The organism is Roseateles sp. GW821-FHT09H10 (genome assembly GCF_059415865.1).
In genome coordinates this window covers 843,779-868,155 of the sequence record NZ_JBWKOB010000001.1, presented here as the reverse complement: position 1 = coordinate 868,155, position 24,377 = coordinate 843,779, and the positions used below count along the sequence as shown (strand labels likewise).

Here is a 24,377-nt window from a genome sequence, read left to right as displayed (position 1 = left end):
AATTTCATTTGCTGCCCCCCGAGGGGGCGCTTCATTCCTTTGGGGCGGCCCGGCAGGAGTGAAGGCATGAGCCGCGTCTCCCTGACCCAGTACCTGGTCGAGCAGCAGCGCGAGCACGGCCACATTCCGCAGGAACTGCGCCTCTTGATCGAGGTCGTCGCGCGCGCCTGCAAGCACATCGCCATCGCCGTCAACAAGGGCGCCCTGGGCGGCGTGCTCGGCAGCGCCGGCAGCGAGAACGTGCAGGGCGAGGTGCAGAAGAAGCTGGACATCATCGCCAACGAGGTGCTGATCGAGGCCAATGAATGGGGCGGTCATCTCGCGGCCATGGCCAGCGAGGAGATGGACAGCATCTACGTCGTGCCCAACCGCTACCCGCAAGGCGAATACCTGCTGCTGTTCGATCCGCTCGATGGCTCGAGCAACATCGACGTCAACGTGTCCATCGGCACCATCTTCAGCGTGCTGCGCAAAGTGGGCCATTCGCGCGGCGTCAGCGACGAGGACTTCCTGCAGCCCGGCAAGCAGCAGGCCGCGGCCGGCTATTGCGTCTACGGCCCGCAGAGCATGCTGGTGCTGACGGTGGGCGACGGCGTCGCGATGTTCACGCTGGATCGCGAGACCGGTTCCTGGGTGCTGACCCAGGACGAGGTGCGCATTCCCGAGGACACCAAGGAATTCGCCATCAACATGTCGAACCTGCGCCACTGGGCGCCGCCGATGCGCCGCTACATCGACGAATGCCTGGCCGGCTCCACCGGCCCCCGTGGCAAGGACTTCAACATGCGCTGGGTGGCCAGCATGGTGGCCGACGTGCACCGCATCCTCACGCGCGGCGGCGTCTTCATCTACCCCTGGGACCAGCGCGAGCCCGACAAGCCCGGCAAGCTGCGCCTGATGTACGAAGCCAACCCCATGGCCTTCATCGTCGAGCAGGCCGGCGGCGCGGCCACCAATGGCAGCGAACGCATCATGAGCCTGCAGCCCACCAAGCTGCACGAGCGCGTGGCTGTCGCCCTTGGTTCGAAGAACGAAGTCGAACGCATCACGGCCTATCACCGCCAGGAATGAAGCCCCTCGTCCAGCCACGTCCAGCTGAACGCTGACGTGCCTGGCCGGTCCCCCGAGGGGACGGCGATGCTTGCGGCATCAAGCCGCAAGCACATCGCCAAGCGGGCCGGCTCGGTGAACTGGAGTCGGACACAAGCAGTCCCTGCGGACTGCTTGTGCCTACGGAAGGCCATGGGCCTCTGGCCCATGGCAGGCCCAGCGCTCGGCCCGAAAAACTGATGTGCTTAGGGCGCCGGCTGGTCCATCCAGCCGGTGATGATCTTCACGGCCTCGGTCTCCATGCCGATGAAGCCGTGCCAATGGAAGGCCTCGCAGGCGTCGCCCGTCGGGTCGGCGCCGCCTTCCACCATTGCCAGCTTCTTCACCGGCGCGGCCGCCAGGCCCTTCAGGATGTAGCCCACGTCGCGCGGCAGGGTCTGGCGGCACTGGTCCCTGGCATGGTGCAGCACCAGCACCGGCACGCGGATGGCCGCTAACTCCTGCCGCGGCACGGCGCCCGGCTTGTCCCAGGCGACGATGCTGGACGTCAGCACCAGGCCGGCAATGTCTTCCTGCAGCCGGATGGCCGCCGCCGTGGCCGACACCGTGCCACGGCTGGTGCCCACCAGCCAGACCGGCAGCGTGGACTTCCGCTTCACCGCCTTCAGCACCTCGCGGATGTCGGTCATGTGGGCGTCTGAAATGCGCTCGGCATAGCCCAGGTCGGGCGTGTCGCTGGGCTTGCCGAAGATGGCGACGTTGTAGCCCTGGGCCAGGAAGTCGCCCATGGAGCGCACCAGGAAATTGCGGCTGCCCGGCCGCCCGGCCTCGACACGGCCAAAGCCGCCGATACCGCCGGGGAACAGCAGCACCGTCGCCTTGGCGCCTGCGGCCGCCTCCCAGAACACCGGCGTCACGACGCCCTCGCGGGTCGCCACCTCGAAGCGCTCGCCCGCGGCCTGGGCGTGGCCCAGGAGCAGCCATGCGCAAGCCATCAGCAACAGTCTGGCGACCTTTTTCATGCCGCGGAGTTTCAATGCTGCCGCCCGAAAAGCAAGCCAATCTTGGCGGCTCGCTGCAGTTGCGCTATGATCTAGGGCTTCGCGAAACCCGCAAGGGGGAAGCGGACATGACTACCCCGCAAGGGGCAGAGGCCGGCATAGCTCAGTTGGTAGAGCAGCGCATTCGTAATGCGAAGGTCGGGGGTTCGACTCCTCTTGCCGGCACCAAGAACAAGAAAAGCAGCAAGGGCCTGATCGAAAGATCAGGCCCTTTTTGTTTTTGGGGCAGGGGCGGCGCCAGCAGCCGCAGGGTGAAGCTGGGCGCAGGGCTTCGTCACGCCGCCAGACCTGCACCCTGGCCTCCAGGCTCTGGGTCACGTCGCGCATCGACCCACGAAAGCCGAGCAGGCGGCCATCGGGGAGGCGCTGGGGCACGGCGCTGCGCGACACATGGCGCAATCGTCCCTGCGAATACTCCGCGGTCGTGTGGCGTGGGCGTCGGTTCGGCGCTGGCTCCCCCTGGGACCAGCGTTTTTTGCCCGGCGATGGGTAGATACTGCATGCGGGGACAAGAAGGCAAAGAGAGCACATGCTCCGCCGGGGTCGCGTTCAAGAAGAGCGCGGGAAGGAATCCCAATGCCGAACAGCAACATATGGCGGGAGGGCGTCGCCATCCACGCAGCTGCGGCGTGGATCGAGCAGGGCTTGTGCGCCCCGGCGAGCGCTGATCCTGCCTTCGGTGTGGCAGCCGAGCCCGGCCAAATGGGTCTTCGTCGATGACCCCACAAAAATCGACCCGCCTGCACCGACGCGTCGCAGGCCTCGTCACCGCGGGCCTTGTGGCTGCCGGCATCGCGTTGACGCCGCTGGCAAAAGAGCCGCTTCCGGCCGTGCCCAGCTACATGCTGGCCTTCGGCTTCGCAATGATCATCACCAACTTGCTGCTGGCCGGGCTGATGTTCAGCCGCGGGGTCAGCGAGCGCAGCAGGGGTTCCATCGAGCTGGGCACGGCCTATTGCTTCGTCGCCATACTGTTCTTTCCCCTGATCGCCGCATTTCCAGATGCCGTGCTGCCGGGTGGCTCTTTGATCGGCAGCAAGATCAGCGCCGTCTGGCTGTGGTCGTTCTGGCACGTCGGCTTCGGCGTGCTGGTGTTGCGCTATGCACTGGCCGCCCAAAAGCGCGAAGGTTTGGAGTCGCATGCGGCGCGGCCGGATACCGGCGAGGACGTTTCGCGACAGCTCGGCCTGGAAATTGCGCTGTGCTGCGCCGCCGTCTGCGCGCTTGCCTGGCTGGGCACTGCGGGCCTGCCCCTGTTGCCGGCCATCTTTATGGGACCACAGGGTCTGTTCGGAGGGGCTGGCATCCTCTCGCCCGCCGCGAGCCTGGTCGTCGACGTGGCCTGCGTCGCGGTTCTGGCACGCTTGAAGCGCCCGAGCAACGAACAGATCTGGCTTTGCGTCGGCATGGTGGCCGCCTGCTTTGACGTCTGGCTTACCTACCAGGGCACGGCACGTTTCTCGGTGGGCTGGTACGTCGCCAAGCTCGGCAGCCTCTTCACGACATCGATCGTGCTGGTGTCTCTCTTCGTCGAGCTGACGGCGCTGTACCGGCGTACCGCGGACATGAACCTCGTGCTGGAACATCAGGCACACATTGACGGCTTGACGGGGTTGGCCAATCGCCGTCGTTTCGACCAGGTCCTCGAAAGCGAGTGCGCCCGGGCCGGGCGAGGCAGCCATGCGGTTTCCCTGCTGTTGATCGACGTTGATTTCTTCAAGCGCTACAACGACCGCTATGGCCATCTGGCAGGGGACGACTGCCTGCGCCTGGTCGCCCAGGCCATTGAGTCGTCGGTGCGTCGGCCAGCCGACCTGCCGGCACGCTACGGCGGCGAAGAATTCGCCGTGATCTTGGCGATGACGGCGCGAGAAGGCGCGCTGCTGATAGCCGAGCACATCCGAGCGGCCATTGCGAAGCTAGAGGTTGCCCACCCAGATTCCGCCTGTGGCCACATCACGGTCAGCATTGGCGCTGCAACGACGATGGCGACTCGCGCCGATCAAGGACCAGCGTTGATCGCTGCGGCTGATCGTGCGCTGTATCAAGCCAAGGCGCAGGGGCGCAACACGACGTGTGAGGCAGCGACCGATGCGCAACCCGGCGTCGATGTATCGCGGGCGCCAGCCGTTGCGTGCGCTCGCAGCAACGAAGCTGGAGGCGTCAAGGCTCTGGGCTAGGGCTCGCCGTGCATCGCTTCATTTCCCGGCCGGACGCTGGCATCACCACAACTTCACGCAGCTGCCCGTCAGCACGAAAGTGCCTGGAGCAGCAGCCACGGCGTCGACGGGTTCCACCGTCACGCCCAGGCGCGGCACGTTGAAGAGCAGGCGCTCCGAGGTGTCGGGCATCTCTATCGTGGCCGAGCCCTTGGCCGGCAGGGTCCCCAGCAGGAAGGGCGCCCCCGACTTGGGGATGGCCCACAGTCTGGCCACCATGCCCGGCGGGACGCTGACAGGCGCCAGCACCTTGAGCGTCAGCTGCTTGCCATGGCGGCGCGAGCTGGCCAGCAGGAAAGGCTTGTCCTGCTCGTCGTGCAGAAGCCCGACATAGCTCTGCGGCAGCGCATCGGCATGCTCTTCCAGCCCCGCCCATTCGGGCACGGCGCGCAGCGTCAGCACCGCCACGAGCACGCCTGCCGCAACGCCCCCCAGCGCCCGACCGGAGAACCAGCGGGCCAGGGGCTGCCACCAGGAAGCCTGGGGTTCGGGCGCGCCGAACAGCCGGCGTTCGATGCCGGCCCAGTTGCCCACCAGGGGCTGCAGGGGGACGTGGGACAGCTCCAGCACGGCCAACCTTTCCTGCCAGGCGAGCACCGCCTGCCTCGCCTCGCCCGAATCGCGGGCGAGGGCTTCGAAGCGCCTGCGAGCTCCGCCTGCCAGCGTGCCCAGCACGTACTCGCGAGCGAGCTTGTCCAGAAGTTCCGGCCGCAGATAGTTCATGCTGGCCTCATTCCCACGGCTTCCAGGCAGGCCCGCAATTGCTCGAGGCCGCGGCGCACCCAGCCCTTGGCCGTGCCGAGGGGCGCGTTCATCGCGGCAGCGATGTCGGTGTGCACCAGGCCCTGGTAATAGGCCAGGGCCAGCGCCTGCCGCTGCGAGGACGGCAGGCCGGCCATGCAGGCCTGCACGCGCGCCTTCGCCAGGCTGCTCTCCAACAGTTCGCCCGGCTCGCCCGCCGCGTCGGCAGGCAGCTCCTCGGTGCTGTCGTCCATTTCCACGGTCGCCGCGGCCTCGCTGCGCCGCGAGCGCATGGCGTCGATGGCCTTGTTGCGCACGACATTGATCATCCAGGTCATGGGCGTTCCTGCCCGGGCATCGAAGCTCGAGGCCTGGCGCCAGATGTTCACATAGGCCTCCTGCAGGATCTCGTCGGCCTTCTGCTCGTTTCTCAGCGTGCGAAAGGCGATGGAGTAGAGATGGGAGCAGGTGGCACGGTAGATGCGCTCGAAGGCGGCGCGATCGCCCAGGGCCACGCGCGCCATCAGGGCGGCGAGGTCCTCAGCGGCTGGCATATCGAGGGTTCGCAGCGAGGTGGCTGGGCTTGGATGTCGTCATGTCGCTCCCTTGGCGGAGGCCGCGATTCTGGTCAGCACGATCCGCCGCGGGAAGGCATTTGTGTCGATGGTGCCCATTGACAACTTCAATGCATCCGAAGCCTCGCGCGCGCCGTAGCCGGCCCGAGCATCTTGCCTCTACTTCGGTGCCCAGAACACATCGTCGGCCGCGTAGGCGACACGCGAGACCTGGCCCGCTGCCGACGCCACGCAGCCGTCCCTGGCCGGCGCGACACCGCCTTGCGCGTCCTTGCCGCATTCATGGTGCTGGTGGCCCACCGCATGGACCTTCAGCACGGCTTCCAGCCCGGCGTCGGCCCGCAGCGCGGCGGGCAGCGCCCCGCCCTGGCTCACCACCACGGCGCAGGCCAGGCGGGCGCCGCCCCCGCCCAGCATGGCGGGGTGGTCGGCATGGTTGTCGCCGCCCACATGCAGCATCAGCGCGCGGCCGCTGATGTCCGACAGCTTCGTGAGGCGAGGGGCCAGCACGGGCTGGGTCGCCTGGCCATCGGCCGCCACATACAGCGGCGGCAGATCGCCCAGATGTCCATCACCCCAGGGCTCGCCATGGCGCTTGGCCCCCTTGGGGTCGAAGTGGCCGCCCGCCGCGCCGGCCGGCACCACCTGGCCGCTGGCCGCCGTGGACGGGGCGCAGGAGCCGTTCTCGTGGAAATGAAAGCCATGCACGCCCGCCGGCAGGCCGGACAGCTGCGGATGCAGGGCCAGGCCATGGGCCGTCTCCTCGATGCGAACCGTGCCCACGCTGGGGCCAGTGCCGGCCGCGCGGGCCTCGTACAGGGTGACCGTCTGATCGGCGGCCTGGGCCGCGCCGTGCAGGGCCAGCAGGCCCAGCATCTGAATCGTCTTCATGGGAATTCCAGTCCTGTCGGTAAGGGTTGCGATGGGGACCGAGAGCCCCCGCCGGAACCCACTTACGAGAGCGGGCTCAGGACGGACGTGCCCCACCGGATCTTTTTGCGATTGCGGCACCCCCCACGTTTCAGGGGTAGTCCGTCAAGGATCCGGATTCGTAGGTGGGAAAGGTGCGCGCCAAGGCGCACGCCCTTTTGCCCACAACCCAAGGAATCCCCATGCACTTCGCTGCTTCCCTCCCCCGCCTGTCGGCATCGCGCGCCCTGGCCTGTGCTTCGCTGGCCCTGATGGCCGCCACGGCGCAGGCCGCACCTGTGCTGATCAACACCGCCCCCTTCACCGGCAGCACGGCCCTCGCCACCCCGGGGCGCCAGGTTTTTGCCGGCCAGGAGCGCACCCTGCCCTCGTTCAACATCGGCCAGGACAGCTTTGTCTTCGACCTCGGCGCCTTCAGCGCCTATGGCGTCAGCGCCCTCTCCTTCCTGAGCGCCCCCGCCAGCGGCATCCCCGGTTCGGGCTTCAACGTCATCGTGCTGCAGGACATCGACAACGACGCCAACGCCGCGACGCCCTTCGGCGCCGGCAACGCCGCCAGCCTCATCGCCGGCCGCATCAGCACGGACGGTGCCGGCTTCTTCATCTACAAGAACAGCGTGCTGGACATCAACCGCCTGGTCTTCTCCACCAACCTGAACGACGCCACGGCTGACCTCAGCGTGCTGGCCCGCCTCACCTCGCCGACCGGCCAGGCCGCCATCGCCAACCTGCCGCTCTTCACGGCGGACAACTTCGTCGCCACCGTCCCCGAGCCGTCCTCCATGGCCCTGCTCGGCGTCGGACTCCTCGGCATCGCGGGCCTGCGCAAGCGCCAGATCCAGGCCTGAACCCCACCTCAACCGCCAAGGAGCTCCCCATGAAATCCCTGCACGCCCTGATCTTCTGCAGCACCGCCCTTTTCGCCCAGCTCGCACCGGCCGCCGACACGATGGCGCCGGCCGCCGCGCCCACCGCCGCCGCCAACCCGCTGGCCGCCGCCCGGACCCTGATCGACTCGCGCCAATGGGCAGCCGCCCTGGCCGAGCTCAGGCGCGTCGACGACAGCGGCAGCGCCGACTGGAACAACCTGATGGGCTATGTGCTGCGCAAGTCCGGCAGTCCTGACCTGGCGGCGTCCGAGCGTCACTACGAAGCGGCGCTGCGCATCGACCCGCGCCACCGCAACGCCCTCGAATACTCCGGCGAGCTCTATCTGATGAAGGGCGACCTGGCCAAGGCCCAGGCCCGCCTGGCCACGCTGGCCGCCGAATGCAGGACCGGCTGCTCCCAGCACACCGAGCTGAAGGAGGCGATTGCGCGCTACCAGGCCAACGGCAACAAATACCTGGCCCAGGGCTGGTAACAGCCGGCAGTTTTCCGCGCTTGAAACGGCTGTTGCAATCGACTTCAGCCTATGCGCGATAACGCACGCGCGGCACCGGCAAGGGGCCGTTAGTCTGGCCGGATTGCAGTATCCGAAGTGCCCGAACACCATGGACAGCGCCAGCAAGACCCCGTCGCCCGGGTTGCGCCAGAAACTCATCATCGCGGCCAGCGCCGCCGCCCTGCTGCTGGCCGTGGTCGGCCTCTCCACGCTGCAGCAGCGCACCGCCAGCGAGGTGCAGGCGCGCAAGAACGCCACCGCCCTGGCCTTCGAGAAGGCCCCCGAGCAATGGCTGGCGCATCCGCGCGAGGCATCTGAATTCGAGCGCGCGCTGCAGGCCAAGGACGTTGCCGCCGTCGGCGTCAGCGGCGGCCTGGTGCTCTACACCGACCGTGCCGGCAAGTTCTTCAGCACCCGGCTGATCGACTGCGGTCTGGGCTGCAAGAACGAGATCGGCGCGCGCCTGGGCGAACTCAGCGTCGCCCAGGGCTTTGCGCTGACCGACATCGACGTCGATCCCCGCACCGGCGGCCAGCGCCTGTTCCAGGCCCTGGAACGGACCGCGAGCGTGCTGGGGCCCATCCTGCTGATGCTGCTGGTGGCCGTGCCGCTGGTGTACTTCCAGATGCGCGGCTCGCTCGGCCAGCGCACCCGTCTGGCCGAGAAGCCCAGGACCCGCTTCGACGACGTCATCGGCGCCGAGGAAGCCAAGAAGGCCCTGCGCCGGGTGTCCGCCTTCATGAAGGACCCCAGGCAATACGCTGCCGTTGGCGCCAAGGCGCCGCGCGGCGTGCTGCTCGACGGCCCGCCCGGCACCGGCAAGACCCTGCTGGCCAAGGCCCTGGCCGGCGAATGCGGCGCCAGCTTCATCAGCGTGGACGGCTCCTACTTCAGCTCGATGTTCTACGGCGCCGGCATCGCCAAGGTGAAGGAGCTGTTCAAGAAGGCCCGCGAGGCCGCACCCTGCATCGTCTTCATCGACGAGATCGACGGCATCGGCCGGCGCAGCAACGGCAAGGAAGGCGCGGGCGGTGGCGGCGAGCAGGAGCAGAACCGCATCATCAACCGCCTGCTGGTGGAGATGGACGGCTTCTCCTCGCTGGAGAACGTCGTCATCGTCGGCGCCACCAACCACGTCGACAACATCGACGAGGCCATGCGCCGCCCCGGCCGTTTCGACCTCATCGTGCGCACCGCCATGCCCACCGTGCCCGAGCGCGAGCAGCTGTTCGGCCTCTACCTCGGCCAGATCCAGGCATCGCCCGGCATGGACTTCACGTCCTTCGCGCGCACCGCGGCCGGCATGTCGCCGGCCGACATCGCCAACTGCGTCAACCGCGCCGCGGCCTATGCCGCCGAGGCCGGCGAGGCCTGCGTCAGCCAGGAGCGCGTCTACCAGTCGCTGGAGACCCACCAGCTCGGCGGCGAGGTCAGCAACACCAAGGACGTCATCACGCCCGAGACGCTGCGCCGCATCGCCTTCCACGAATCCGGCCATGCGCTGGTGGCCCATGTGCTGGAGGCCGGCAGCGTCGAGCGCGTCAGCATCGAGCCGCGCGGCCCGGCCCTGGGCGTGACCTATGTGACCCGCACCCACGAGGAGCCGCTGTACGGCGAGCGGGAACTGCGCGGCCGCCTGGCCATGATGCTGGCCGGCCGCGAGGCCGAGCTGATCGCCTTCGGCAACGCCTCCTCGGGCGCCGCCGACGACCTCAAGCGCGCCTCCGAGCTGGCCACCAACATGGTCGGCTCGCTGGGCTTCGGCAAGACCTTCGGCCTGCTCAGCATGGCCGGCGTGCCCAAGGAGCTGATCGGCCCCGACGTGCAGAAGTCGGTGCTGGACGAAGCCCGCGCGCTGCTGGAAAGCGCCCAGGCGGAATGCCGCCGCGTGCTGGAGGAAAAGCGCGATCGCCTGGACACGCTGACCGAGTTGCTGCTCGGCCAGGAAACCGTCAGCGGTGCGCCGCTGAAGCGGGTGCTGGCGGGCGATCCGGCCTGAGCTAGGCGGCCGCCAGCGCCACGGCTTGCGGCGCGACCGCGTCGCGCCGGGCCGGCACCAGGCGGCGCTCCCTCGCCTGCCGCCGGTCGGGCGTGAATCGCCAGTCGGCCAGCAGCGCGGCGACGTCGGGCACGCTGTCGACGTCGATATCCATCAGCACGGCCTTGGGCAGCAACTCCAGCACCCGGGCACCGCAGGCCGTGGCCACGGTACCGGCTCGTCGCACGCTCTCGCGGTCGGCGCTGGCGTTGAAGAAGACATAGCGCTCCATCGGTGCAGGCATGGGCCACCCAGTTCAAAAGTGAACAGCCCCGGTGGCAAGCCGCGTGCCTGCGCGGGGTTCAGCGCAGCGGCGGCCGGCGCTTGATCGTCTGGCGGCTCTTCCAGAAATCCACCCAGGGATCGGCCTTCTGCAGCGACAGGTGGTCTCGCGCCGTCTTCACCGTCCATTGCGCGCCGCTCTTGAGTTCGGCCAGTTCCTCCCAGGCCACCGGCATGGAGACGCCCAGGCCCGGCCGGGCTCGCGCCGAGAAGGCGGCCACCGTCGTCTGGCCCTCGCCGTTGCGCAGATAGTCGATGAAGATCTTGCCGACGCGGTTGGCCGGGCCGCTCTTGGCGACAAAGCGCTGCGGAATGGCGCGGGCCATATGCGCCACGACGGCCTTGGCGAAGGCCTTGGCCTCGGCGTCGTCGAGCTTGGGCTTCAGCGGCACCACCACATGCAGGCCCTTGCCGCCGCTGGTCTTGAGCCAGCTGCGCAGGCCCAGCTCCTCCAGCATCGTGCGGGTCAGCAGGGCCGCTTCCCGCACATGGGGCCAGCTCACGCCCTCGCCCGGGTCGAGGTCGAAGACGATGCGGTCCGGCCGGTCGAGATGGGCGGCGGTGGAGTTCCAGGTGTGGAACTCGATGACATTCATCTGCGCCGCCGACAGCAGGCCTTCCACGCTGTCCACGACCAGCAGGGCTTCGTGCCCCGGCCACAGCTTGGCGTCCAGCTGGCGCAGGCCGGCCAGGGCGGTGTCGGCATGCTTCTGGAAGAACAGCTGGCCGGCGATGCCGCGCGGTGCCCGCACCAGCGACACCGGCCGCTCGCGCAGATGCGGCAGCAGCCAGTCGGCCACGCTCTCGTAATAGCGCGCCAGGTCGAGCTTGGTGAGGCCCGAGGCGGCATCGATGACGCGCTCGGGGTGGCTCACCTTCGCGGTGGCAGCCTGGGCCGCCTGCTCGCGCACGATGGCCTTGGCCGGCTTGTCTTCGCGCAGGCCGCGAAAGCTCGCATGCCGGATATGGCCATCCGGCGTCCATTCGCCAAAGGCGATCTCGACCACCAGCTGGGGCTTGACCCAGCGCTCGCGTCCGCGCGAGCGCCCGCCACGCCGGCTGGGCGGCGGCGCCTCGGGCGCCACCGCCGGCCGCTTCACCTCCAGCGCCGCCAGCTGGCGGTGCAACTCCCGCCCCTGCGCGGACGACCAGCCCGTGCCGACGGCGCCGGCATGCCTGAGCCTGCCTTGCTCGTCGTGATAGCCCAGCAGCAGCGCACCGACCTCCTGGGCCGCGTTGCTGCGGTCCGTGAAGCCGAGCACGACGAACTCCTGGCGGCGCTGGCATTTCAGCTTCAGCCAGCTGTCGCTGCGCCGGCTCACATAGGGCGAGTCGGCCCGCTTCAGCATCACGCCTTCCAGGCCCAGCCGGCATGCGGCTTCCAGCACCTCGGCCGCCGGTGCCGGGAAGGCTTCGCTGAAGCGCACGCGCGGCCCCTCGTGGCCTTGCAGCAATTCCTGCAGCACGACGCGCCGGCTTTGCAGCGGCACGGCGCGCAGGTCGCGGTCGCCGAAGAAAGGCAGGTCGAAAAGGTAGAGGACGATGTCCTCGTTGCCTGCGCCGTCGATGGCGTCCTGCAGCCGGTTGAAGTCGGGCACGCCGGCCTCGCCCAACACGACAATCTCGCCGTCCAGCCAGGCCCTGGCAATGCCGAGCTGCTCGACCTCGGCGGCCAGGGGCTTCAGCTTGGCCGTCCAGTCATGGCCATTGCGCGTGAACAGGCGGGCCTTGCCGCGCGACAGCCGCACCAGCAGGCGGTAGCCGTCGAACTTGTTCTCGACCACCCAGTCGACACCGGGCGGCGCGGCGGCGGCCAGGGTGGCCAGCTGGGGCGAGAGCGTCATGGGCAGGGCCGCCTTGACGGCCTTGGCGAGGTCGGGGGCCGACGCTGCCTGACCGCGCGCCTCGCGCTCCTCCACCCGACCCAGCGGCGTCTCGACGACGCTGTCTGGCAGGGCTGTCAGCACGTCGTAGTCGCGGGACGGGCGGGCCCAGGCGTCGCCCTTCTTCTTCAGCAGCAGCCAGGCCTGTTGCTTGTCACCCGGCTTGGCGATGCGCACCAGCTCCCACAGGCCGGCGAGCTTCTCGCCATGCAGCTGGAAGATCAGCTTGCCCTGGGCCAGACCTTCGTGCGGGTCGCCGACGGGCGTCCATTCGCCGCGGTCCCAGATGATGACGCGGCCGGCGCCGTAGTGGCCCTTGGGGATCTCGCCTTCGAACTTGTTGTAGCTGAGCGGGTGGTCCTCCACACGCACGGCCATGTGCTTGACCGCCGGGTCATAGGACGGCCCCTTGGGCACGGCCCAGCTCAGCATGACGCCGTCCAGCTCCAGGCGGAAGTCGTAGTGCAGATGCGAGGCCCAGTGCTTCTGCACGACGAAGGCCAGGGCCTTGGCCTTCTTGCGCCCGACGCGGCCCTTGGGCTCGGCGGTGGCGCCGAAGTCGCGCTTGGCGTTGTAGCGCTCCAGCGGCCGTTCAGCGGTGGGCACGCTTGGGGGCGGCTTCGCTGCCGGCTCGCTTGGACGTGGCCGCCTTGCGCGCCGGCAGCGGCGTGACCTTGGCCGAGGTCTTGGCACCCGCCTTGGGCTTGACGGCCTTGGCCGCCGGCTGCTTGGCCAGGCTGGCACGCAGGGCGTCCATCAGATCGATGACCTGGCCGCCGCCCGCCGGGCTGGCCTCCTCGCGGGAGGAGGTGACGATCTTGCGGCCCTTGACCTTCTGCTCGATGGCCGCCAGCACCCTCTCCTTCTCCTCGTCATGGAACTGCTCGGGATCGAAGCTGTCGGCGGCGATCTGGTCGACCAGCTGCAGGGCCAGCTGCAGCTCGGGCTTGGTCACCGCGGCCTTGGGAATCTCGAGGGCCGCCAGCGACCTCACCTCGGCCGAGTAGCGCAGCTGCTGCAGGATGAGGCCGTCCGCGTTGGCCCGCACCTGGGCCACATACTGCTTGGCCTTCCAGGGCCATTTGGCCAGCGCGCAGCGGCCCGACTGGCGCAGCGCCTCGGCCAGCAGCGCATAGGGTTTGTCGCCACGCTTGTCCGGCGCCAGCAGATAGCTCTTGTCGTAATAGAGCGGGTCGATGGAGTCCAGCGGCACGAAGCTGACGATCTGGATGACGTGGCTGCTGCCCTCTTCCAGCTCCTTCAGCTCCTCGGGCGTGAACAGCACGAACTGGTTGTCCTCGATCTCATAGCCCTTGACCATGTCCTTGCGCTCGACGACCTTGCGGGTGCGCTCGTTGATGTACTGCTGCTTGAGCCGCGAGCCGTCCTTGTCCAGCAGGTTGAAACGGATGTCGGCGCCGCTCTCGGTCGCCGAGAACAGCCGCACGGGCACATTGACCAGGCCGAAGCTCAGGGTCAGGGAGGCGATGGAGCGGGCAGAGGTGGCCATGGGGATCTCCTGTCTTCGCCTGCAAACCTACGCCGCGGCCGCCGGCCGCACAGGGGGACGGTGCCGCATCGCGGTGTAGGACGCTGGGGGACGCTGCAGGACGCCGGGGCGGGCACGCCGATTGCCTGAAAGCCTCCCGATCGCCAACTCCGCGCCAGCCTGCCCATGATCCTGTCCACGCCTGATCCCCTCAGCACGCTGACCCTGCTCGATCTGCAGCGGCCGCAGGCCATCCTGCCGCCGCAGCGTCCTTGTCTCTTCATCGACATGGACGGCACCCTGGTCGAGAACGTCGCCAGCAGCGCCGACCCCTTGCCGCTGCGCTTCATGCCCGGCGCCGGCGAGGCCCTGGCGCGGCTGCAGCGCGCGGGACTGGCCCTGGTCATCGTCACCAACCAGAGCGGTCTGGCGCGCGGCCGCTTCACGCGGGCCGAGTTCGCGCGGCTGCAGCAGGTGCTGCTGCAGCGCCTGCAGGAGGAGTTTGACGTGCGCATTGACAGCGTCGAGGTCTGCCCCCACGCGCCCGATGCCGAGGGCCGGCCGGCCTGCCTGTGCCGCATGCCGGCGCCCGGCATGCTGATCCGCGCCGCCCACAGGCACCGCCTGGACCTCTCGCGCTCCTGGATGGTGGGCGACACGCTGGACGACGTCGAGGCCGGCCACCGCGCGGGCTGCCGCGGCCTGCTGTTCGACAGCGGCGCAGAGACCGTCTGGCGCCGCTCGCCGCTGCGCGAGCCCGACGCCCGCTTCTTCGACTGGCCGGCCCTGGCCGGCTATGTCGAGAAGCTCGCCGATATGGAGCCGGTGGGGGCCGCCACACCCCCCGGCCTCACGAAGTACGGCGCGGCGCCGGTCCAGGCCTGGCACCGGCCGGGCTGATCCTCAGCCCTGTTCGCTGAGGAAGATCTCGACGCGCCGGTTCGCCGCGCGTCCCGCCTCGGTGGCGTTGCTGGCCACCGGCTCGTGCGAGCCGCGCCCCGCGATGCTGACACGCGCCGTCGAGATGCCGCGCACGGCCAGATAGTCGCGCACGGCCACGGCGCGTTCGCGCGACAGCGGGTCGTTGACGGCATCGCCGCCGGTGCTGTCGGTATGGCCGACGACGGCCACCCGCACGCCAGGATCCAGGTTGCGGCCGATCTCGTCGAGCACCGGGCGCATCTGCGGCTTGATGTCGGCGCTGCCGGTGTCGAAGGACACGTCGCTGGGCACGTTCAGGCGCAGCCGGTTGTCCTCGGTGCGCACGACCTCGACGCCCGTGCCCTGACTGGCCTCGGCCAGCGCGGCACGCTTGTCTTCCATGCGCTTGGACCACAGATTGCCAGCCACCGCGCCGACGGCACCGCCGATGACGGCGCCACGCCCGGCGTTGCCGCCGGTCACCGAGCCGATGATGGCCCCGGCCACCGCGCCGGCACCGGCACCCTTGGCCGTGCCCTGCTCACGTTCGCTCATCGACGAGCAGCCGGCGGCCAGCATGGCCGTGGCGACGAGGGCCGCTGTCGCGCCCAGGCGCAGCGGAGTCTTGGGGGAAGAACGCATGGTGTACCTCTTCTTGCATAGAGAAAGCGCCGCCGGACCCTGAGGCCCGGCGGCGCGGCATTGGCGAGATGCCAATCAGATCTTGCGCTTGTCGGCGGCGTCCTTGACGGCCTCACGCAGGTCGCCGGCGGCCTTCTGGGCCTTGCCTTCGACCTGGGTCGCGGCGCCCTTGACCTGCTGCTCGGTGCTGCCGATGGCCTCACCCAGCTTGCGCTGTGCCTTGCCGGCGACGTCCTTGACGCTGCCCTTGATCTGGTCGCTGTTCATGCGGTGCTCCTTTGCAATGACCCCGCGGCGGATGCCCTGGGGAATGACCGTCAGGCTAAGGCCCGGGCCGCCGGCGCAGGGCCGGCCTTGGCCCTGTCCGCGGGTGGTCCCCGTCCTACGCCCGGGGCGTCGTCCGCTCTTCCTACGCTTGTGACGGGCCTCGTCTGCTGTCCCGCGGCGCGCGCTCGGGCCAAGCTCTCCCTACCCCCACTCACTGGAGACCATCATGGGCAAATACCTTCTCGCCTGGCTGCTCGGCGTTCCGGGCATCGTCTTGCTGCTGGTCTATCTCTTCTTCCACTGACCGCCAGCCCTCAACCCGCAGACGACAACGGCACCCGCATTGCCGGGTGCCGTTTCCATTCCAGGAGAAAACCATGTCCACCATCGCCGAGATCATGTCCACCCAGGTGCGCACCATCCAGCCCCAGGAAAGCCTGAGGCGGGCCGCGCAGTGCATGCAGGAGCTGGATGTGGGCGCCCTGCCCGTCTGCGACGGCGACCGCCTGCTGGGCATGCTGACCGACCGCGACATCACCGTACGCGGCCTCGCCGACGGCCTCGATCCCGACCAGGCCTGCGTTTCCGACATCATGAGCCCCGATGTCGCGACCTGCCGCGCCGACCAGGACACCGAGGAGGCCAAGCGCCTGATGGGCGCCCGCCAGCTGCGCCGCCTGCCCGTCGTCGACAAGGACAGCCGCCTGGTCGGCATCGTGTCGCTGGGCGACCTGGCGACGCGGGAGTCCGGCCATATCGACCGGGCCCTGCGCGAGATCTCCGAGCCGGGCAGCCCGGCTCACTGAATCACGCTACGCGCCGGCGCCGCTCCACCGCCTCGATCTTCAGCATCTGGCGGTATTTGGTGACGGTGCGCCGCGCGACGACCAAGCCCTGCTGGCCCAGCTGGCGCGTGATCTCGGCATCCGACAAGGGCGTGTCCGGGCTCTCGGCCTCGATGATGTCCTTGATGAGGCCGCGGATGGCGGTGCCCGAGCAGGCGCTGCCGTTGGCGCTGATCATGGCGCGGCTGAAGAAGTATTTCAGCTCCAGCACGCCGACCGGCGTCGCCATGTATTTGTTGTTGGTCACGCGCGAGACCGTGCTCTCGTGGATGCCCACTTCCTCGGCGATCTCCTTCAGGCCCAGCGGCTTCATGGCCATGGCGCCGTAGTCCAGGAAGTTGTGCTGGCGCCTGACGATGGCCTCGGCCACGTCCAGGATGGTGGAGAAGCGCTGCTCGACATTGCGCAGCGTCCAGCGCGCCTCCTGCAGATGGGCGCCGAGCTCGGAGTTGGCCGCCGTGCGGTGGCGCTGGAACAGGTTGGCATAGACCTGGTTGAGCCTGACCTTGGGCACGATGGCCGGGTTGAGCTGCACCGTCCACTGGCCACGCACCTTCTTGACGATGACGTCGGGCACCACATAGGCCACCTGGGAGGAGCCGAAGCGCCAGCCCGGCCGCGGGTCCAGGCGGCGGATGCGATCACAGACCGCCTCGACGCGCGCCGGCGATTCGCCCAGCTGGCGGGCCAGCGTGGCGACATCGCGCGCCGCCAGCGCGGCCAGATGCTCGCTGACGATGGCCTGGGCGAGGGCCCGCGTGTCGGGGCAATCGATGCCAGGCAGCTGCAGCAGCAGGCATTCGCCCACGTCGCGCGCGGCGACGCCGGCGGGGTCCAGGGACTGCACGAGCTTCAAGGCGAACTGCATCTCCTGCAGGTCGGGCACCGGGTCCTGGCCCGCCACACCCACCAGCTCCTGCAGCGGCGTGCGCAGATAGCCGTCGTCGTCCAGCGATTCGACGATGGTGCGCGCCAGCGCCAGGTCGCGCTCGGACAGCGGCAGCACATTCAGCTGTCCGTGCAGATGCGTCGTCAGCGAGGTCTCGACGGCCATCATGTCGAGGGCGCTGAGCTCGCCGTCCTCGGCGCGGCGCACGCCGCTGCCGTCGGCGGTCCAGAGGTCGCGGTCGCCGCCGTCCTCGGGCGTGCCGGCGCTGTCGGCGTCGTTGGCCGCGGCGGGCGACTCGGCCATGGCGTCGGCCGCAGCCCTGTCCTCCATCAGGCTGGACAGGCTCGACAGCTCGGGCGCGCCCGCCTCGGCCGTCGCGTCGGCCAGCGGCTGGGCGGCGCCGTCAGCATCGCCGGCTTCGCCTTCTTCGGACTCCAGGAAGGGGTTGCGGCCCAGGGTGTCCCTGAGCATGGCGGCGAAGTCGAGGCTAGACATCTGCAGCAGGCGCACCGCATGCTGGAGGCGGGGAGACAAGGTCTGGTTCTGCCGGTGGTCGGCACGCAGGTCCATGGAGGGCACGAGGGCTCCTGATTGCAAGCATTCCAGGTTGCCCGCGCCCTGGAAGCGCGCGGGAGAACTGGGAAGAACGCAACCTTTGTGCCGGGTCGCGCGGCTTGTCGCATCCCGAAACAAGCCCGCTGTCCTACTGGAGGAAACCGCCCTGACAGGCCCGCTCGCACCGGATTTCTCCATGGAGGAAATGCAAGATTTACCGAGCCCCCTTGCCGGGACTGCCGATTGCGGCAAAGCCTGCCGGTTGTCACACCCTGATGCGAGCTTTGCATGCTGCAGGCACATGCCTTGCCCATTGCCCGGTGCGAGATCCCTCGCGCAAGGAGAACGCATGAAGAAGATCCTCATCGCCTCGATGGTCGCGCTGGCCGCCCTCGCCACCGGTGGCTGCGCCGTCACCAGCGGCCAGAGCACCGTGGGCCAGTACGTCGACGACACCACCATCGCCACCCGCGTCAAGGCACGCTTCGCCGAAGACACCCAGGTCAGCGCCATGCGCATCCAGGTCGAATCGCTGAAGGGCACGGTGCAGCTCGCCGGCTTCGCGACGTCGCAGACCGAGAAGGACCGCGCCGGCCAGTTGGCCCGCAGCACGCCGGACGTCAAGGAAGTGCGCAACAACATCATCGTGCGCGCGCCGGAAAAGTGAGCTTCTGAGCCGGCTGCCCGCGTCGGCTCGCGGCAGCCGGGCTGAGCCGGGCACGCCATTTGCCCTCGCCACGAACTATCGTGGCCGGGGCCGGGCCACGGCGCGCTATGGTTGCGTCCGTGCGATCAGCTCTGCCCTGCCCGCACCTGGACCTTCATGCCGGTCACCATCCGCTCCCGTCTGCTGCTGCTCATGCTGTCCGCCCTGGTGCCGGCCATGCTGGGCGTCGCCTGGCTGATTGCCAGCACCTACGAGGCCGAGAGGGTCGCCCACGGGCGCAATCTGCGCGATACGGCGCGGGCCCTGTCCATGCTCGTCGACGGCGAGCTGTCGCGCCGCGCGGCCATCGCCCATGTGCTGGCCCAGTCGCCCGCCCTGGACGGCCCCGCGCCGCTCAGCGAGGAGCGCCGCCTCGCTTTCGAGCGCCTGGCCCGGCGTGCCACGCAGGGGTTGGAGGGCTGGGTGGAGTTGCGCGCCCCCGGCAAAGTGCTGCTGAGCACCCGCCTGCCCGAGGGCAACACCGGCGAGGCCGCCGGCCCGGCCACCTTGAGCGAAGCCGCCGTCATGCTGCCGCTGGCTCCTGTCACCGGCGCGCCATCCGGCGGGCCGCAGGAACTGCATGCGGCCTGGGTGGAACCGGTGATGCGCGAGGGCCGCCTCGTCTACAACCTTGTCGTCACGGTGCGCCCCTCCGAACTGCAGCGCATCGTCCAGGCCCAGGCCCCCCACCCGGGCTGGATAGGTTCGGTGCTGGACAACACGGGTCACCTGGTTGCCCGCCTGCCGGGCGGCGCAGCCTATGTGGGGCGCCGCGCCAGCGCGGATGTGATGGCCCATATGGCGGTCGCGCGCGAGGGTGGCTTCCAGTCCGTGTCGCTGGACGGCATCAAGACGGCGGCCTACTTCAGCACCTCACAGCTGGGCTGGACCTATGTCAGCGCCATGCCGCGCGAGATCTTCGCCGGCCGCATCCCCGGCGCTGTGCAACGCGTCGTCGTCGGTGCGCTGGTGCTGCTGGCCCTGACCATGGCCGGCGCGCTCTGGGTGTCGCGCCGCATCGAGCGGCCGCTGCGGGCGCTGAAGCGCCAGGCCCAGGACCTGCAGGCCGGCCGGCCCGTCGAGGCGCGGGCCACGGGCATGGTGGAGTCCGACGAGGTGGCCGAGGCCCTGGTGAGCGCCGCCCGCGAGATCAGCAGCAACCGCGCCGAGCTGGAGCGCAGCGTCGCCCAGGCCGTCGAGCGCACCCGCCAGGTGGAGCAGCGCGGCGCGCAGAGCCAGCGCGTCGTCGCGCTCGGCCGGCTCACCGGAGGCGTGGCCCACGAGTTCAACAACCTGCTGGGCGTGATCAGCAACAGCATGCACCTGATGCAGCGCCACGCCGCCGCCGCCGAACTGCAGGGGCCGCTGGCGGCCACGCAGCGCTCGGTCGACAAGGGCAGCGCGCTGACCCAGCATCTGCTGCGCTTCGCTGGCCGTCGGCCCGTGCGCATGCAGACCCTGAGCCTGGCCCGCTACCTGCCCGAGGTGCAGGAGCTGATGCGCAGCGTCCTCGGGCGGCGCATCGAGATCCAGGTGCAGGTGGCGGCCGATGTCTGGCCGGTGCGCGTGGACGTCAACGAGCTGGACCTGGCCCTGGTCAACCTGGCCCTGAACGCCCATGACGCCATGCCGGCCGGCGGCGAGCTCAAGCTCAGGGCCTGCAACGCCGCGGACGAGGACAAGGAAGGCCTGGCGCCGGGCGACTATGTGCTGCTCACCGTCGGCGACGACGGCATGGGCCTGGACCCGGCCCTCGTCGAGCACGCCTTCGAGCCCTTCTTCACGACCAAGCCCGTGGGCCAGGGCACCGGCCTCGGTCTCAGCCAGGTCTATGGCTTCGCGACCCAGGCTGGCGGCACGGCGCGCCTGGCCAGCACGCCCGGCCTGGGCACGACGGTGTCGCTGCTGCTGCCGGTGGCGGGCAGCAGCGACGATCAGCCGGCCCAGCCATCGGCCGAAGCGGCACAACAGAGCATCGCCGGCGCCAGCGTGCTGCTGGTCGAGGACGACGAGGCCCTGGGCGACGTGACGGCGGCCCTGCTGATGGCCCATGGGGCCCGCGTGCTGCGCGCGGCGCGGGCGGACACGGCCCTGCGCCTGCTGGACGAAGGCGCCACGGCCGACGTGGTGCTGACCGACGTCGTCATGCCCGGCGGCATGGACGGCGTCGCGCTGGCGCGGCGCCTGCGCGAGCAGCGTCCGCGCCTGCCGGTGGTGCTGATCACGGGCTTCAACAACACGGCCGTCGCGGGCGAGTTCGTCACCCTGCACAAGCCCTGTGCGCCGGCGACGCTGCTGGGCACGCTGCAGGCCGCCATCGCGGCGTCGCGCGTGGCCCATGCGCCTCCGCTGGCCGGCCAGCAGCCCTGATCGCGGCGGGCACGCCACATGCCCCTCTCCGGGCTGGACGCCCCGGCGGCAGCGGCCTGCCGGCGCGCCTTCATTGACCCGCGAAAGGAATGCCATGAGCAACGACGACATCATCGACACGCTGAACGACCTCATCGAAACCTCCAAGGACGGTGAATACGGTTTTCACGCCTCGGCGGAATACCTGAAGGACCCGTCCATCAAGCAGTCCTTCGAGCGCCGCGCCGAGGAGTGCCGCCAGTCCGCCGCCGAGCTGCAATCCCTGGTCGTGCGCCTGGGCGGCAAGGCCGAGGACAGCGGCACGGCAGCCGGTGCCATGCACCGTGGCTGGGTGGCCGTGAAGGGCACGCTGGCCGGCTACACCGACAAGGCCATCCTCGAGGAGACCGAGCGCGGTGAAGACAGCGCGCTGAAGGCCTATCGCGAAGCCCTGGAAGAGGCGCTGCCGCCGGACATCCGCATGGTCGTCGAGCGCCAGTACGAAGGCGTGAAGCGCAACCATCTGCAGGTGCGCACGCTGCGCGACCAGGCCCGCGCGGCTGTTTGAGGCCGGCTAGGGCCTCGAGTCGGACACAAGCAGTCCCTGCGGACTGCTTGTGCCTACGGAAGGCCATGGGCCTCTGACCCATGGCAAGCCCGGCGCTCGGCCCGCCAAACGCCCCTAGCTTCGGCCGGGGCGGTGCGAGGACTCGGCACCGGCGTCGCCGGGCCGTTCCTCGCTGTCGGTTTCCAGGGGCGCGGCACGGCCCGCGCGCCTGCGCGGCTTGGGCTCCGCGCCTTCTTCCTCTTCCTCTTCGCTGACCGCCGCCTCGTCGATGTCGGTCAGCAAAGCGTCGACGTCCTCTTCGCCGCCCGCCGTGAAGACGCGGTCCACGCCGATGTCCGCCCCATCGCGCACACCGGCCTCGCCTTCGCTGGCGGCCAGGGACTCGCCCAGCGGCAGGGGCGCCGCCTGGTCATCGCGCAGAGCGACGTCCACCGGGAGCCCGGGGTCGGCACCGTCGTCATCACCCGCCAGCCCCATCACGTCGCTGCCGCTGTCGGAGCTGTCACCGGGGCCGAGCGCGGCCTTGTCGCGGCCGGCTGGTTCGGCGGCGGCGGAATCGATTCCCAGCAAGCTGCTGCGTGCCATGAGGACCTCCAGGGATTTGCACGGGACGCCCCGCAGGCTTTCGAGGCAATGCACGTGCCGCCGCGCGCCTCAGCGCCGGCCGCGCCGGATCAGATGGACGAAGGCCAGCAGCCCGACAGCGCCCAGCAGTGCCATGGCCAGGGCGCCGATCACCAGGCTGTCGCCATCGCTGCTGGCAAAGCCGAGCAGGGGCGAGAGCAGCCAGCCGCCGATGGCCGCGCCGACGATGCCCACCAGGACATTGACGAGGACGGCCTGCTCGCTGGCCCTGCGCATCAGCAGGCTGGCGATCCAGCCGACGATGCCGCCCGCAATGAGCCAGATGACCAGATTCATGCATCCTTTCTGATGCAGTCAGCCGCGGCTCAGATGGCCCCGACGCTGCCCGTCACCGGCAGCACGATGCCGGTGATATAGCCGGCACAGACCGGCGAGGCGAGGAAGACATAGGCCGGCGACAGCTCCTCGGGCTGGGCGGCGCGCTTCATGTCGGTCTGCTTGCCGAACTCGGCCACCTTGTCGGCCGGCGCATCGGCCGGGTTCAGCGGCGTCCAGACCGGGCCCGGCGCCACCGCGTTGACGCGGATGCCTCGCTCGATCAGGTTGCTGGCCAGGGACTTGGTCAGCGCATGGATGGCGCCCTTGGTGGCCGAATAGTCGAGCAGCCGGGCGCTGCCGCGCAGGCCGGTCACCGAGCCGGTGTTGATGATGGACGCGCCCGCCTTCAGATGCGGCAGCACCGCGCGGGCCATGCGCAGATAGCCGCCGATATTGGTGTCCAGCGTCTCCATGATGCGCTCGTCGTCCAAGTCCTCCAGCGAGGCGGCATGCTCCTGGAAGGCCGCGTTGTTGACGAGCACGTCGATGTGGCCGAAACGCGCGACGACCTGGGCCACGGCGCTCTCGCACCAGGCGCTGTTCTTCACGTCGCCCTGCAGCAGCAGGCATTGCCGGCCCTCGGCCTCGATGCAGCGCCGGGTCTCCTCGGCGTCTACAGTGGACGAGTGATAGGCCACCGCCACATCGGCGCCCTCGCGCGCGAACAGCACGGCCACGGCACGGCCGATGCCGGAATCAGCGCCGGTGATGAGGGCCACGAAGTCCTGCAGCTTGCCGCTGCCGCGGTAGTCGGGCGCCAGGAAGCGCGGCGCGAGCTCCAGGTCGGCCTCCAGGCCCGGCTTCTGCAGATGCTGGGCCGGCAGGGTCTCGGGCTGCTCACGCGCGCCGGCCTGCATGGCGCCACGATCCTCTTCCTCGCCCTGGCCGGCCGCGTCCGCGGCGTCCTGGCGCTGCTGGATGGCGCGCTGGGTGTCGAGAGTCTTGTCGGACGAGGTCATGCGAACTCTCACCGCGCCCGTTCGGCTTCCTTGCCGGAAGGCGTCTGCGCATCCAGACCCCGGTCCGGCGACTCGGCCACCTGCACTTCGTCCTGCGGGCGGTTGATGAGTTCCTCGATGATGAAGTGGCCGTAATGCTGGGCGCGCTCGGCGCCCTCTGCCTGCGCGATGGCAGCGACCTGGCTGGCCTGCTCGTCGCTGGCGACCTGCACGATCAGCCAGTGATAGCCCTTCCCGGCCAGCACGCGGTGAGCCAGCACCAGGTTCATCTCCTGGCCGATGGCCGCGATCGGGCTGGCGCGGGCAATGTCCTCGTCGATCTGGCGCAGCATCTCGCGGTCGGTATAGCGATGGATGGCAGCGGGCTTCAGCCCCCGCCCTTCCAGGGCCAGGGCGGCCTGTTCGGCTTGCTCGGGCAGAGGGAATGAAATGACGACATGGCCCACGGGCTTGAAGACGCCGAAGCTGCGCGGCGCGTCGGTGGTGGCGGTCATGGTCATGGCTGGCCTTTGCGGGTGTGGTGACGCCCTGAACTGGCAAGCGGCATGCCCAAGGCCGTCTACCGCTGGCACGTGGATTGCCAGATGTCCGCGCTCAACATCCGGAGGACCCCATGCCCAGCCCAGCCCGCCGACCCGTTCTCTATGTGGAGGACCACCCGGTCAATGCGCTGCTGATGGCCGCCATCCTGGAGCGACGGCCCGAGCTAGAGCTCATCGTCGCCGGCACCGGGGAGGAGGCGCTTTGCCTGGCCGCGGGCTTGGCGCCCGCCCTGCTGCTGCTGGACCTGGGCCTGCCCGACTGCCACGGCAGCCGCCTGCTCGGCCTGCTGCGCGCCCTGCCCGGCTGCGAGTCGGCGCCGGCCGTGGCCGTGACGGCCGACGTCCACTTCGCCGTCGAGGACTGGGGCTTCTGCGAGCGTTGGACCAAGCCGCTGGACGTGGACCAGGTGCTGCTGCGCCTGGATCGCCTCGTCGGCACGCAGCCCACGCCGGCGCCGCAGCTGCCCGAACTGCGCTCCCTGCCCATGCCGTTGGACCTCGCGCCGCATTGGCGCTGAG

General features: G+C 69.6%; 25 protein-coding genes and 1 tRNA gene. 12 read left to right on the top strand and 14 right to left on the bottom strand.

Annotated elements, in window-relative coordinates; all coding sequences use genetic code 11:
- Window positions 1-66 precede the first annotated feature (66 nt).
- Entirely contained in the window at window positions 67-1,071 is a 1,005-nt protein-coding gene (locus AC07OY_RS03940; protein ID WP_495041219.1) for a class 1 fructose-bisphosphatase, read from the top strand.
- A gap of 224 nt (window positions 1,072-1,295) precedes the next feature.
- Here AC07OY_RS03940 and AC07OY_RS03935 read toward each other — a convergent pair whose 3' ends face one another.
- On the bottom strand, window positions 1,296-2,045 hold the full coding sequence (locus AC07OY_RS03935; RefSeq protein ID WP_495041218.1) for an alpha/beta hydrolase: 750 nt from the start codon (window positions 2,043-2,045) through the stop codon (window positions 1,296-1,298).
- 158 nt (window positions 2,046-2,203) lie between these two features.
- Between AC07OY_RS03935 and AC07OY_RS03930 the strand changes: the two genes are divergently transcribed.
- A tRNA-Thr gene (locus AC07OY_RS03930) sits at window positions 2,204-2,279 on the top strand.
- A gap of 548 nt (window positions 2,280-2,827) precedes the next feature.
- Complete coding sequence (locus AC07OY_RS03925) at window positions 2,828-4,291, top strand: sensor domain-containing diguanylate cyclase (protein ID WP_495041217.1); 1,464 nt, start codon at window positions 2,828-2,830, stop codon at window positions 4,289-4,291.
- A 42-nt stretch (window positions 4,292-4,333) separates the two neighbouring features.
- Here AC07OY_RS03925 and AC07OY_RS03920 read toward each other — a convergent pair whose 3' ends face one another.
- The 3 genes from AC07OY_RS03920 to sodC form a co-directional block, all read right to left on the bottom strand.
- Window positions 4,334-5,053, bottom strand: coding sequence for an anti-sigma factor (locus AC07OY_RS03920; protein WP_495041216.1), 720 nt, complete (start codon window positions 5,051-5,053; stop codon window positions 4,334-4,336).
- Complete coding sequence (locus AC07OY_RS03915) at window positions 5,050-5,625, bottom strand: sigma-70 family RNA polymerase sigma factor (protein WP_495041215.1); 576 nt, start codon at window positions 5,623-5,625, stop codon at window positions 5,050-5,052. Before AC07OY_RS03915 ends, AC07OY_RS03920 begins: the two co-directional genes overlap by 4 nt.
- Before the next feature lie 180 nt (window positions 5,626-5,805).
- Window positions 5,806-6,537, bottom strand: a complete 732-nt coding sequence (gene sodC, locus AC07OY_RS03910) for a superoxide dismutase [Cu-Zn] SodC (protein WP_495041214.1) — start codon at window positions 6,535-6,537, stop codon at window positions 5,806-5,808.
- 221 nt (window positions 6,538-6,758) lie between these two features.
- On the opposite strand from sodC, the gene AC07OY_RS03905 reads away from it, so the two are divergent.
- The 3 genes from AC07OY_RS03905 to AC07OY_RS03895 all read left to right on the top strand — a co-directional run bounded on the left by AC07OY_RS03905 (window position 6,759) and on the right by AC07OY_RS03895 (window position 9,959).
- A complete protein-coding gene (locus tag AC07OY_RS03905; protein WP_495041213.1) occupies window positions 6,759-7,424 on the top strand; it encodes a PEP-CTERM sorting domain-containing protein in 666 nt (221 codons plus the stop codon).
- Window positions 7,425-7,453: 29 nt separating this feature from the next.
- Window positions 7,454-7,939, top strand: a complete 486-nt coding sequence (locus AC07OY_RS03900) for a tetratricopeptide repeat protein (protein WP_495041212.1) — start codon at window positions 7,454-7,456, stop codon at window positions 7,937-7,939.
- A gap of 130 nt (window positions 7,940-8,069) precedes the next feature.
- The gene (locus AC07OY_RS03895) at window positions 8,070-9,959 is read left to right on the top strand and encodes an AAA family ATPase (RefSeq protein WP_495041211.1); all 1,890 of its coding nucleotides are present in this window, start codon (window positions 8,070-8,072) and stop codon (window positions 9,957-9,959) included.
- 1 nt (window position 9,960) lies between these two features.
- On the opposite strand, the gene AC07OY_RS03890 is transcribed toward AC07OY_RS03895, so the two are convergent.
- The 3 genes from AC07OY_RS03890 to ku are packed head-to-tail and all read right to left on the bottom strand — an operon-like array spanning window position 9,961 to window position 13,673.
- A complete protein-coding gene (locus AC07OY_RS03890; RefSeq protein WP_495041210.1) occupies window positions 9,961-10,242 on the bottom strand; it encodes a hypothetical protein in 282 nt (93 codons plus the stop codon).
- Window positions 10,243-10,300: 58 nt separating this feature from the next.
- Entirely contained in the window at window positions 10,301-12,769 is a 2,469-nt protein-coding gene (gene ligD, locus AC07OY_RS03885; protein WP_495041209.1) for a DNA ligase D, read from the bottom strand.
- Window positions 12,756-13,673 carry a non-homologous end joining protein Ku gene (ku, locus tag AC07OY_RS03880; protein ID WP_495041208.1) on the bottom strand — a complete coding sequence of 306 codons (918 nt, stop codon included), beginning with the start codon at window positions 13,671-13,673 and terminating at the stop codon, window positions 12,756-12,758. The genes ligD and ku overlap by 14 nt, the downstream gene beginning before the upstream one ends.
- 165 nt (window positions 13,674-13,838) lie before the next feature.
- Here ku and AC07OY_RS03875 point away from each other — a divergent pair, with 165 nt between their 5' ends.
- Entirely contained in the window at window positions 13,839-14,552 is a 714-nt protein-coding gene (locus AC07OY_RS03875; RefSeq protein WP_495041207.1) for a D-glycero-alpha-D-manno-heptose-1,7-bisphosphate 7-phosphatase, read from the top strand.
- A gap of 3 nt (window positions 14,553-14,555) precedes the next feature.
- On the opposite strand, the gene AC07OY_RS03870 is transcribed toward AC07OY_RS03875, so the two are convergent.
- Together AC07OY_RS03870 and AC07OY_RS03865 are read right to left on the bottom strand one after the other, a co-directional pair.
- Window positions 14,556-15,215, bottom strand: a complete 660-nt coding sequence (locus AC07OY_RS03870; RefSeq protein ID WP_495041206.1) for a YiaD family glycine zipper/OmpA-like lipoprotein — start codon at window positions 15,213-15,215, stop codon at window positions 14,556-14,558.
- Between the two features lie 75 nt (window positions 15,216-15,290).
- The gene (locus tag AC07OY_RS03865) at window positions 15,291-15,482 is read right to left on the bottom strand and encodes a CsbD family protein (RefSeq protein WP_495041205.1); all 192 of its coding nucleotides are present in this window, start codon (window positions 15,480-15,482) and stop codon (window positions 15,291-15,293) included.
- 377 nt (window positions 15,483-15,859) lie between these two features.
- Here AC07OY_RS03865 and AC07OY_RS03860 point away from each other — a divergent pair, with 377 nt between their 5' ends.
- The gene (locus AC07OY_RS03860; protein ID WP_495041204.1) at window positions 15,860-16,288 is read left to right on the top strand and encodes a CBS domain-containing protein; all 429 of its coding nucleotides are present in this window, start codon (window positions 15,860-15,862) and stop codon (window positions 16,286-16,288) included.
- Between the two features lies 1 nt (window position 16,289).
- Here the strand turns inward: AC07OY_RS03860 and rpoN are convergent, their stop codons facing one another.
- Complete coding sequence (gene rpoN / locus AC07OY_RS03855; protein WP_495041203.1) at window positions 16,290-17,795, bottom strand: RNA polymerase factor sigma-54; 1,506 nt, start codon at window positions 17,793-17,795, stop codon at window positions 16,290-16,292.
- 325 nt (window positions 17,796-18,120) lie between these two features.
- Between rpoN and AC07OY_RS03850 the strand changes: the two genes are divergently transcribed.
- The 3 genes from AC07OY_RS03850 (at window position 18,121) to AC07OY_RS03840 (ending at window position 21,394) form a co-directional block, all read left to right on the top strand.
- Window positions 18,121-18,438, top strand: coding sequence for a BON domain-containing protein (locus AC07OY_RS03850; protein ID WP_495041202.1), 318 nt, complete (start codon window positions 18,121-18,123; stop codon window positions 18,436-18,438).
- A gap of 156 nt (window positions 18,439-18,594) precedes the next feature.
- On the top strand, window positions 18,595-20,847 hold the full coding sequence (locus AC07OY_RS03845) for a hybrid sensor histidine kinase/response regulator (protein WP_495041201.1): 2,253 nt from the start codon (window positions 18,595-18,597) through the stop codon (window positions 20,845-20,847).
- Between the two features lie 94 nt (window positions 20,848-20,941).
- Window positions 20,942-21,394 carry a PA2169 family four-helix-bundle protein gene (locus AC07OY_RS03840; RefSeq protein WP_495041200.1) on the top strand — a complete coding sequence of 151 codons (453 nt, stop codon included), beginning with the start codon at window positions 20,942-20,944 and terminating at the stop codon, window positions 21,392-21,394.
- A 114-nt stretch (window positions 21,395-21,508) separates the two neighbouring features.
- Here AC07OY_RS03840 and AC07OY_RS03835 read toward each other — a convergent pair whose 3' ends face one another.
- From AC07OY_RS03835 to AC07OY_RS03820, 4 genes are all read right to left on the bottom strand, one after another.
- Window positions 21,509-21,979: a hypothetical protein gene (locus AC07OY_RS03835; protein WP_495041199.1), complete on the bottom strand. Its 471-nt coding sequence runs from the start codon at window positions 21,977-21,979 to the stop codon at window positions 21,509-21,511.
- 69 nt (window positions 21,980-22,048) lie between these two features.
- A complete protein-coding gene (locus AC07OY_RS03830) occupies window positions 22,049-22,315 on the bottom strand; it encodes a GlsB/YeaQ/YmgE family stress response membrane protein (RefSeq protein WP_495041198.1) in 267 nt (88 codons plus the stop codon).
- Between the two features lie 29 nt (window positions 22,316-22,344).
- Window positions 22,345-23,316, bottom strand: coding sequence for an SDR family oxidoreductase (locus tag AC07OY_RS03825; protein WP_495041197.1), 972 nt, complete (start codon window positions 23,314-23,316; stop codon window positions 22,345-22,347).
- A gap of 8 nt (window positions 23,317-23,324) precedes the next feature.
- Window positions 23,325-23,810, bottom strand: coding sequence for a hypothetical protein (locus AC07OY_RS03820; protein ID WP_495041196.1), 486 nt, complete (start codon window positions 23,808-23,810; stop codon window positions 23,325-23,327).
- A 119-nt stretch (window positions 23,811-23,929) separates the two neighbouring features.
- Here AC07OY_RS03820 and AC07OY_RS03815 point away from each other — a divergent pair, with 119 nt between their 5' ends.
- Window positions 23,930-24,376, top strand: a complete 447-nt coding sequence (locus AC07OY_RS03815) for a response regulator (protein ID WP_495041194.1) — start codon at window positions 23,930-23,932, stop codon at window positions 24,374-24,376.
- The last annotated feature ends 1 nt before the right edge of the window (window position 24,377 follow it).

Bases quoted from the DNA above. Each gene is read 5' to 3' on its own strand.
- AC07OY_RS03940 (WP_495041219.1), top strand. From the start codon at position 67: ATGAGCCGCGTCTCCCTGACCCAGTACCTGGTCGAGCAGCAGCGCGAG.
- AC07OY_RS03935 (WP_495041218.1), bottom strand. From the start codon at position 2,045: ATGGCTTGCGCATGGCTGCTCCTGGGCCACGCCCAGGCCGCGGGCGAG.
- AC07OY_RS03925 (WP_495041217.1), top strand. From the start codon at position 2,828: ATGACCCCACAAAAATCGACCCGCCTGCACCGACGCGTCGCAGGCCTC.
- AC07OY_RS03920 (WP_495041216.1), bottom strand. From the start codon at position 5,053: ATGAACTATCTGCGGCCGGAACTTCTGGACAAGCTCGCTCGCGAGTAC.
- AC07OY_RS03915 (WP_495041215.1), bottom strand. From the start codon at position 5,625: ATGCCAGCCGCTGAGGACCTCGCCGCCCTGATGGCGCGCGTGGCCCTG.
- sodC (WP_495041214.1), bottom strand. From the start codon at position 6,537: ATGAAGACGATTCAGATGCTGGGCCTGCTGGCCCTGCACGGCGCGGCC.
- AC07OY_RS03905 (WP_495041213.1), top strand. From the start codon at position 6,759: ATGCACTTCGCTGCTTCCCTCCCCCGCCTGTCGGCATCGCGCGCCCTG.
- AC07OY_RS03900 (WP_495041212.1), top strand. From the start codon at position 7,454: ATGAAATCCCTGCACGCCCTGATCTTCTGCAGCACCGCCCTTTTCGCC.
- AC07OY_RS03895 (WP_495041211.1), top strand. From the start codon at position 8,070: ATGGACAGCGCCAGCAAGACCCCGTCGCCCGGGTTGCGCCAGAAACTC.
- AC07OY_RS03890 (WP_495041210.1), bottom strand. From the start codon at position 10,242: ATGCCTGCACCGATGGAGCGCTATGTCTTCTTCAACGCCAGCGCCGAC.
- ku (WP_495041208.1), bottom strand. From the start codon at position 13,673: ATGGCCACCTCTGCCCGCTCCATCGCCTCCCTGACCCTGAGCTTCGGC.
- AC07OY_RS03875 (WP_495041207.1), top strand. From the start codon at position 13,839: ATGATCCTGTCCACGCCTGATCCCCTCAGCACGCTGACCCTGCTCGAT.
- AC07OY_RS03870 (WP_495041206.1), bottom strand. From the start codon at position 15,215: ATGCGTTCTTCCCCCAAGACTCCGCTGCGCCTGGGCGCGACAGCGGCC.
- AC07OY_RS03865 (WP_495041205.1), bottom strand. From the start codon at position 15,482: ATGAACAGCGACCAGATCAAGGGCAGCGTCAAGGACGTCGCCGGCAAG.
- AC07OY_RS03860 (WP_495041204.1), top strand. From the start codon at position 15,860: ATGTCCACCATCGCCGAGATCATGTCCACCCAGGTGCGCACCATCCAG.
- AC07OY_RS03850 (WP_495041202.1), top strand. From the start codon at position 18,121: ATGAAGAAGATCCTCATCGCCTCGATGGTCGCGCTGGCCGCCCTCGCC.
- AC07OY_RS03845 (WP_495041201.1), top strand. From the start codon at position 18,595: ATGCCGGTCACCATCCGCTCCCGTCTGCTGCTGCTCATGCTGTCCGCC.
- AC07OY_RS03840 (WP_495041200.1), top strand. From the start codon at position 20,942: ATGAGCAACGACGACATCATCGACACGCTGAACGACCTCATCGAAACC.
- AC07OY_RS03835 (WP_495041199.1), bottom strand. From the start codon at position 21,979: ATGGCACGCAGCAGCTTGCTGGGAATCGATTCCGCCGCCGCCGAACCA.
- AC07OY_RS03830 (WP_495041198.1), bottom strand. From the start codon at position 22,315: ATGAATCTGGTCATCTGGCTCATTGCGGGCGGCATCGTCGGCTGGATC.
- AC07OY_RS03825 (WP_495041197.1), bottom strand. From the start codon at position 23,316: ATGACCTCGTCCGACAAGACTCTCGACACCCAGCGCGCCATCCAGCAG.
- AC07OY_RS03820 (WP_495041196.1), bottom strand. From the start codon at position 23,810: ATGACCGCCACCACCGACGCGCCGCGCAGCTTCGGCGTCTTCAAGCCC.
- AC07OY_RS03815 (WP_495041194.1), top strand. From the start codon at position 23,930: ATGCCCAGCCCAGCCCGCCGACCCGTTCTCTATGTGGAGGACCACCCG.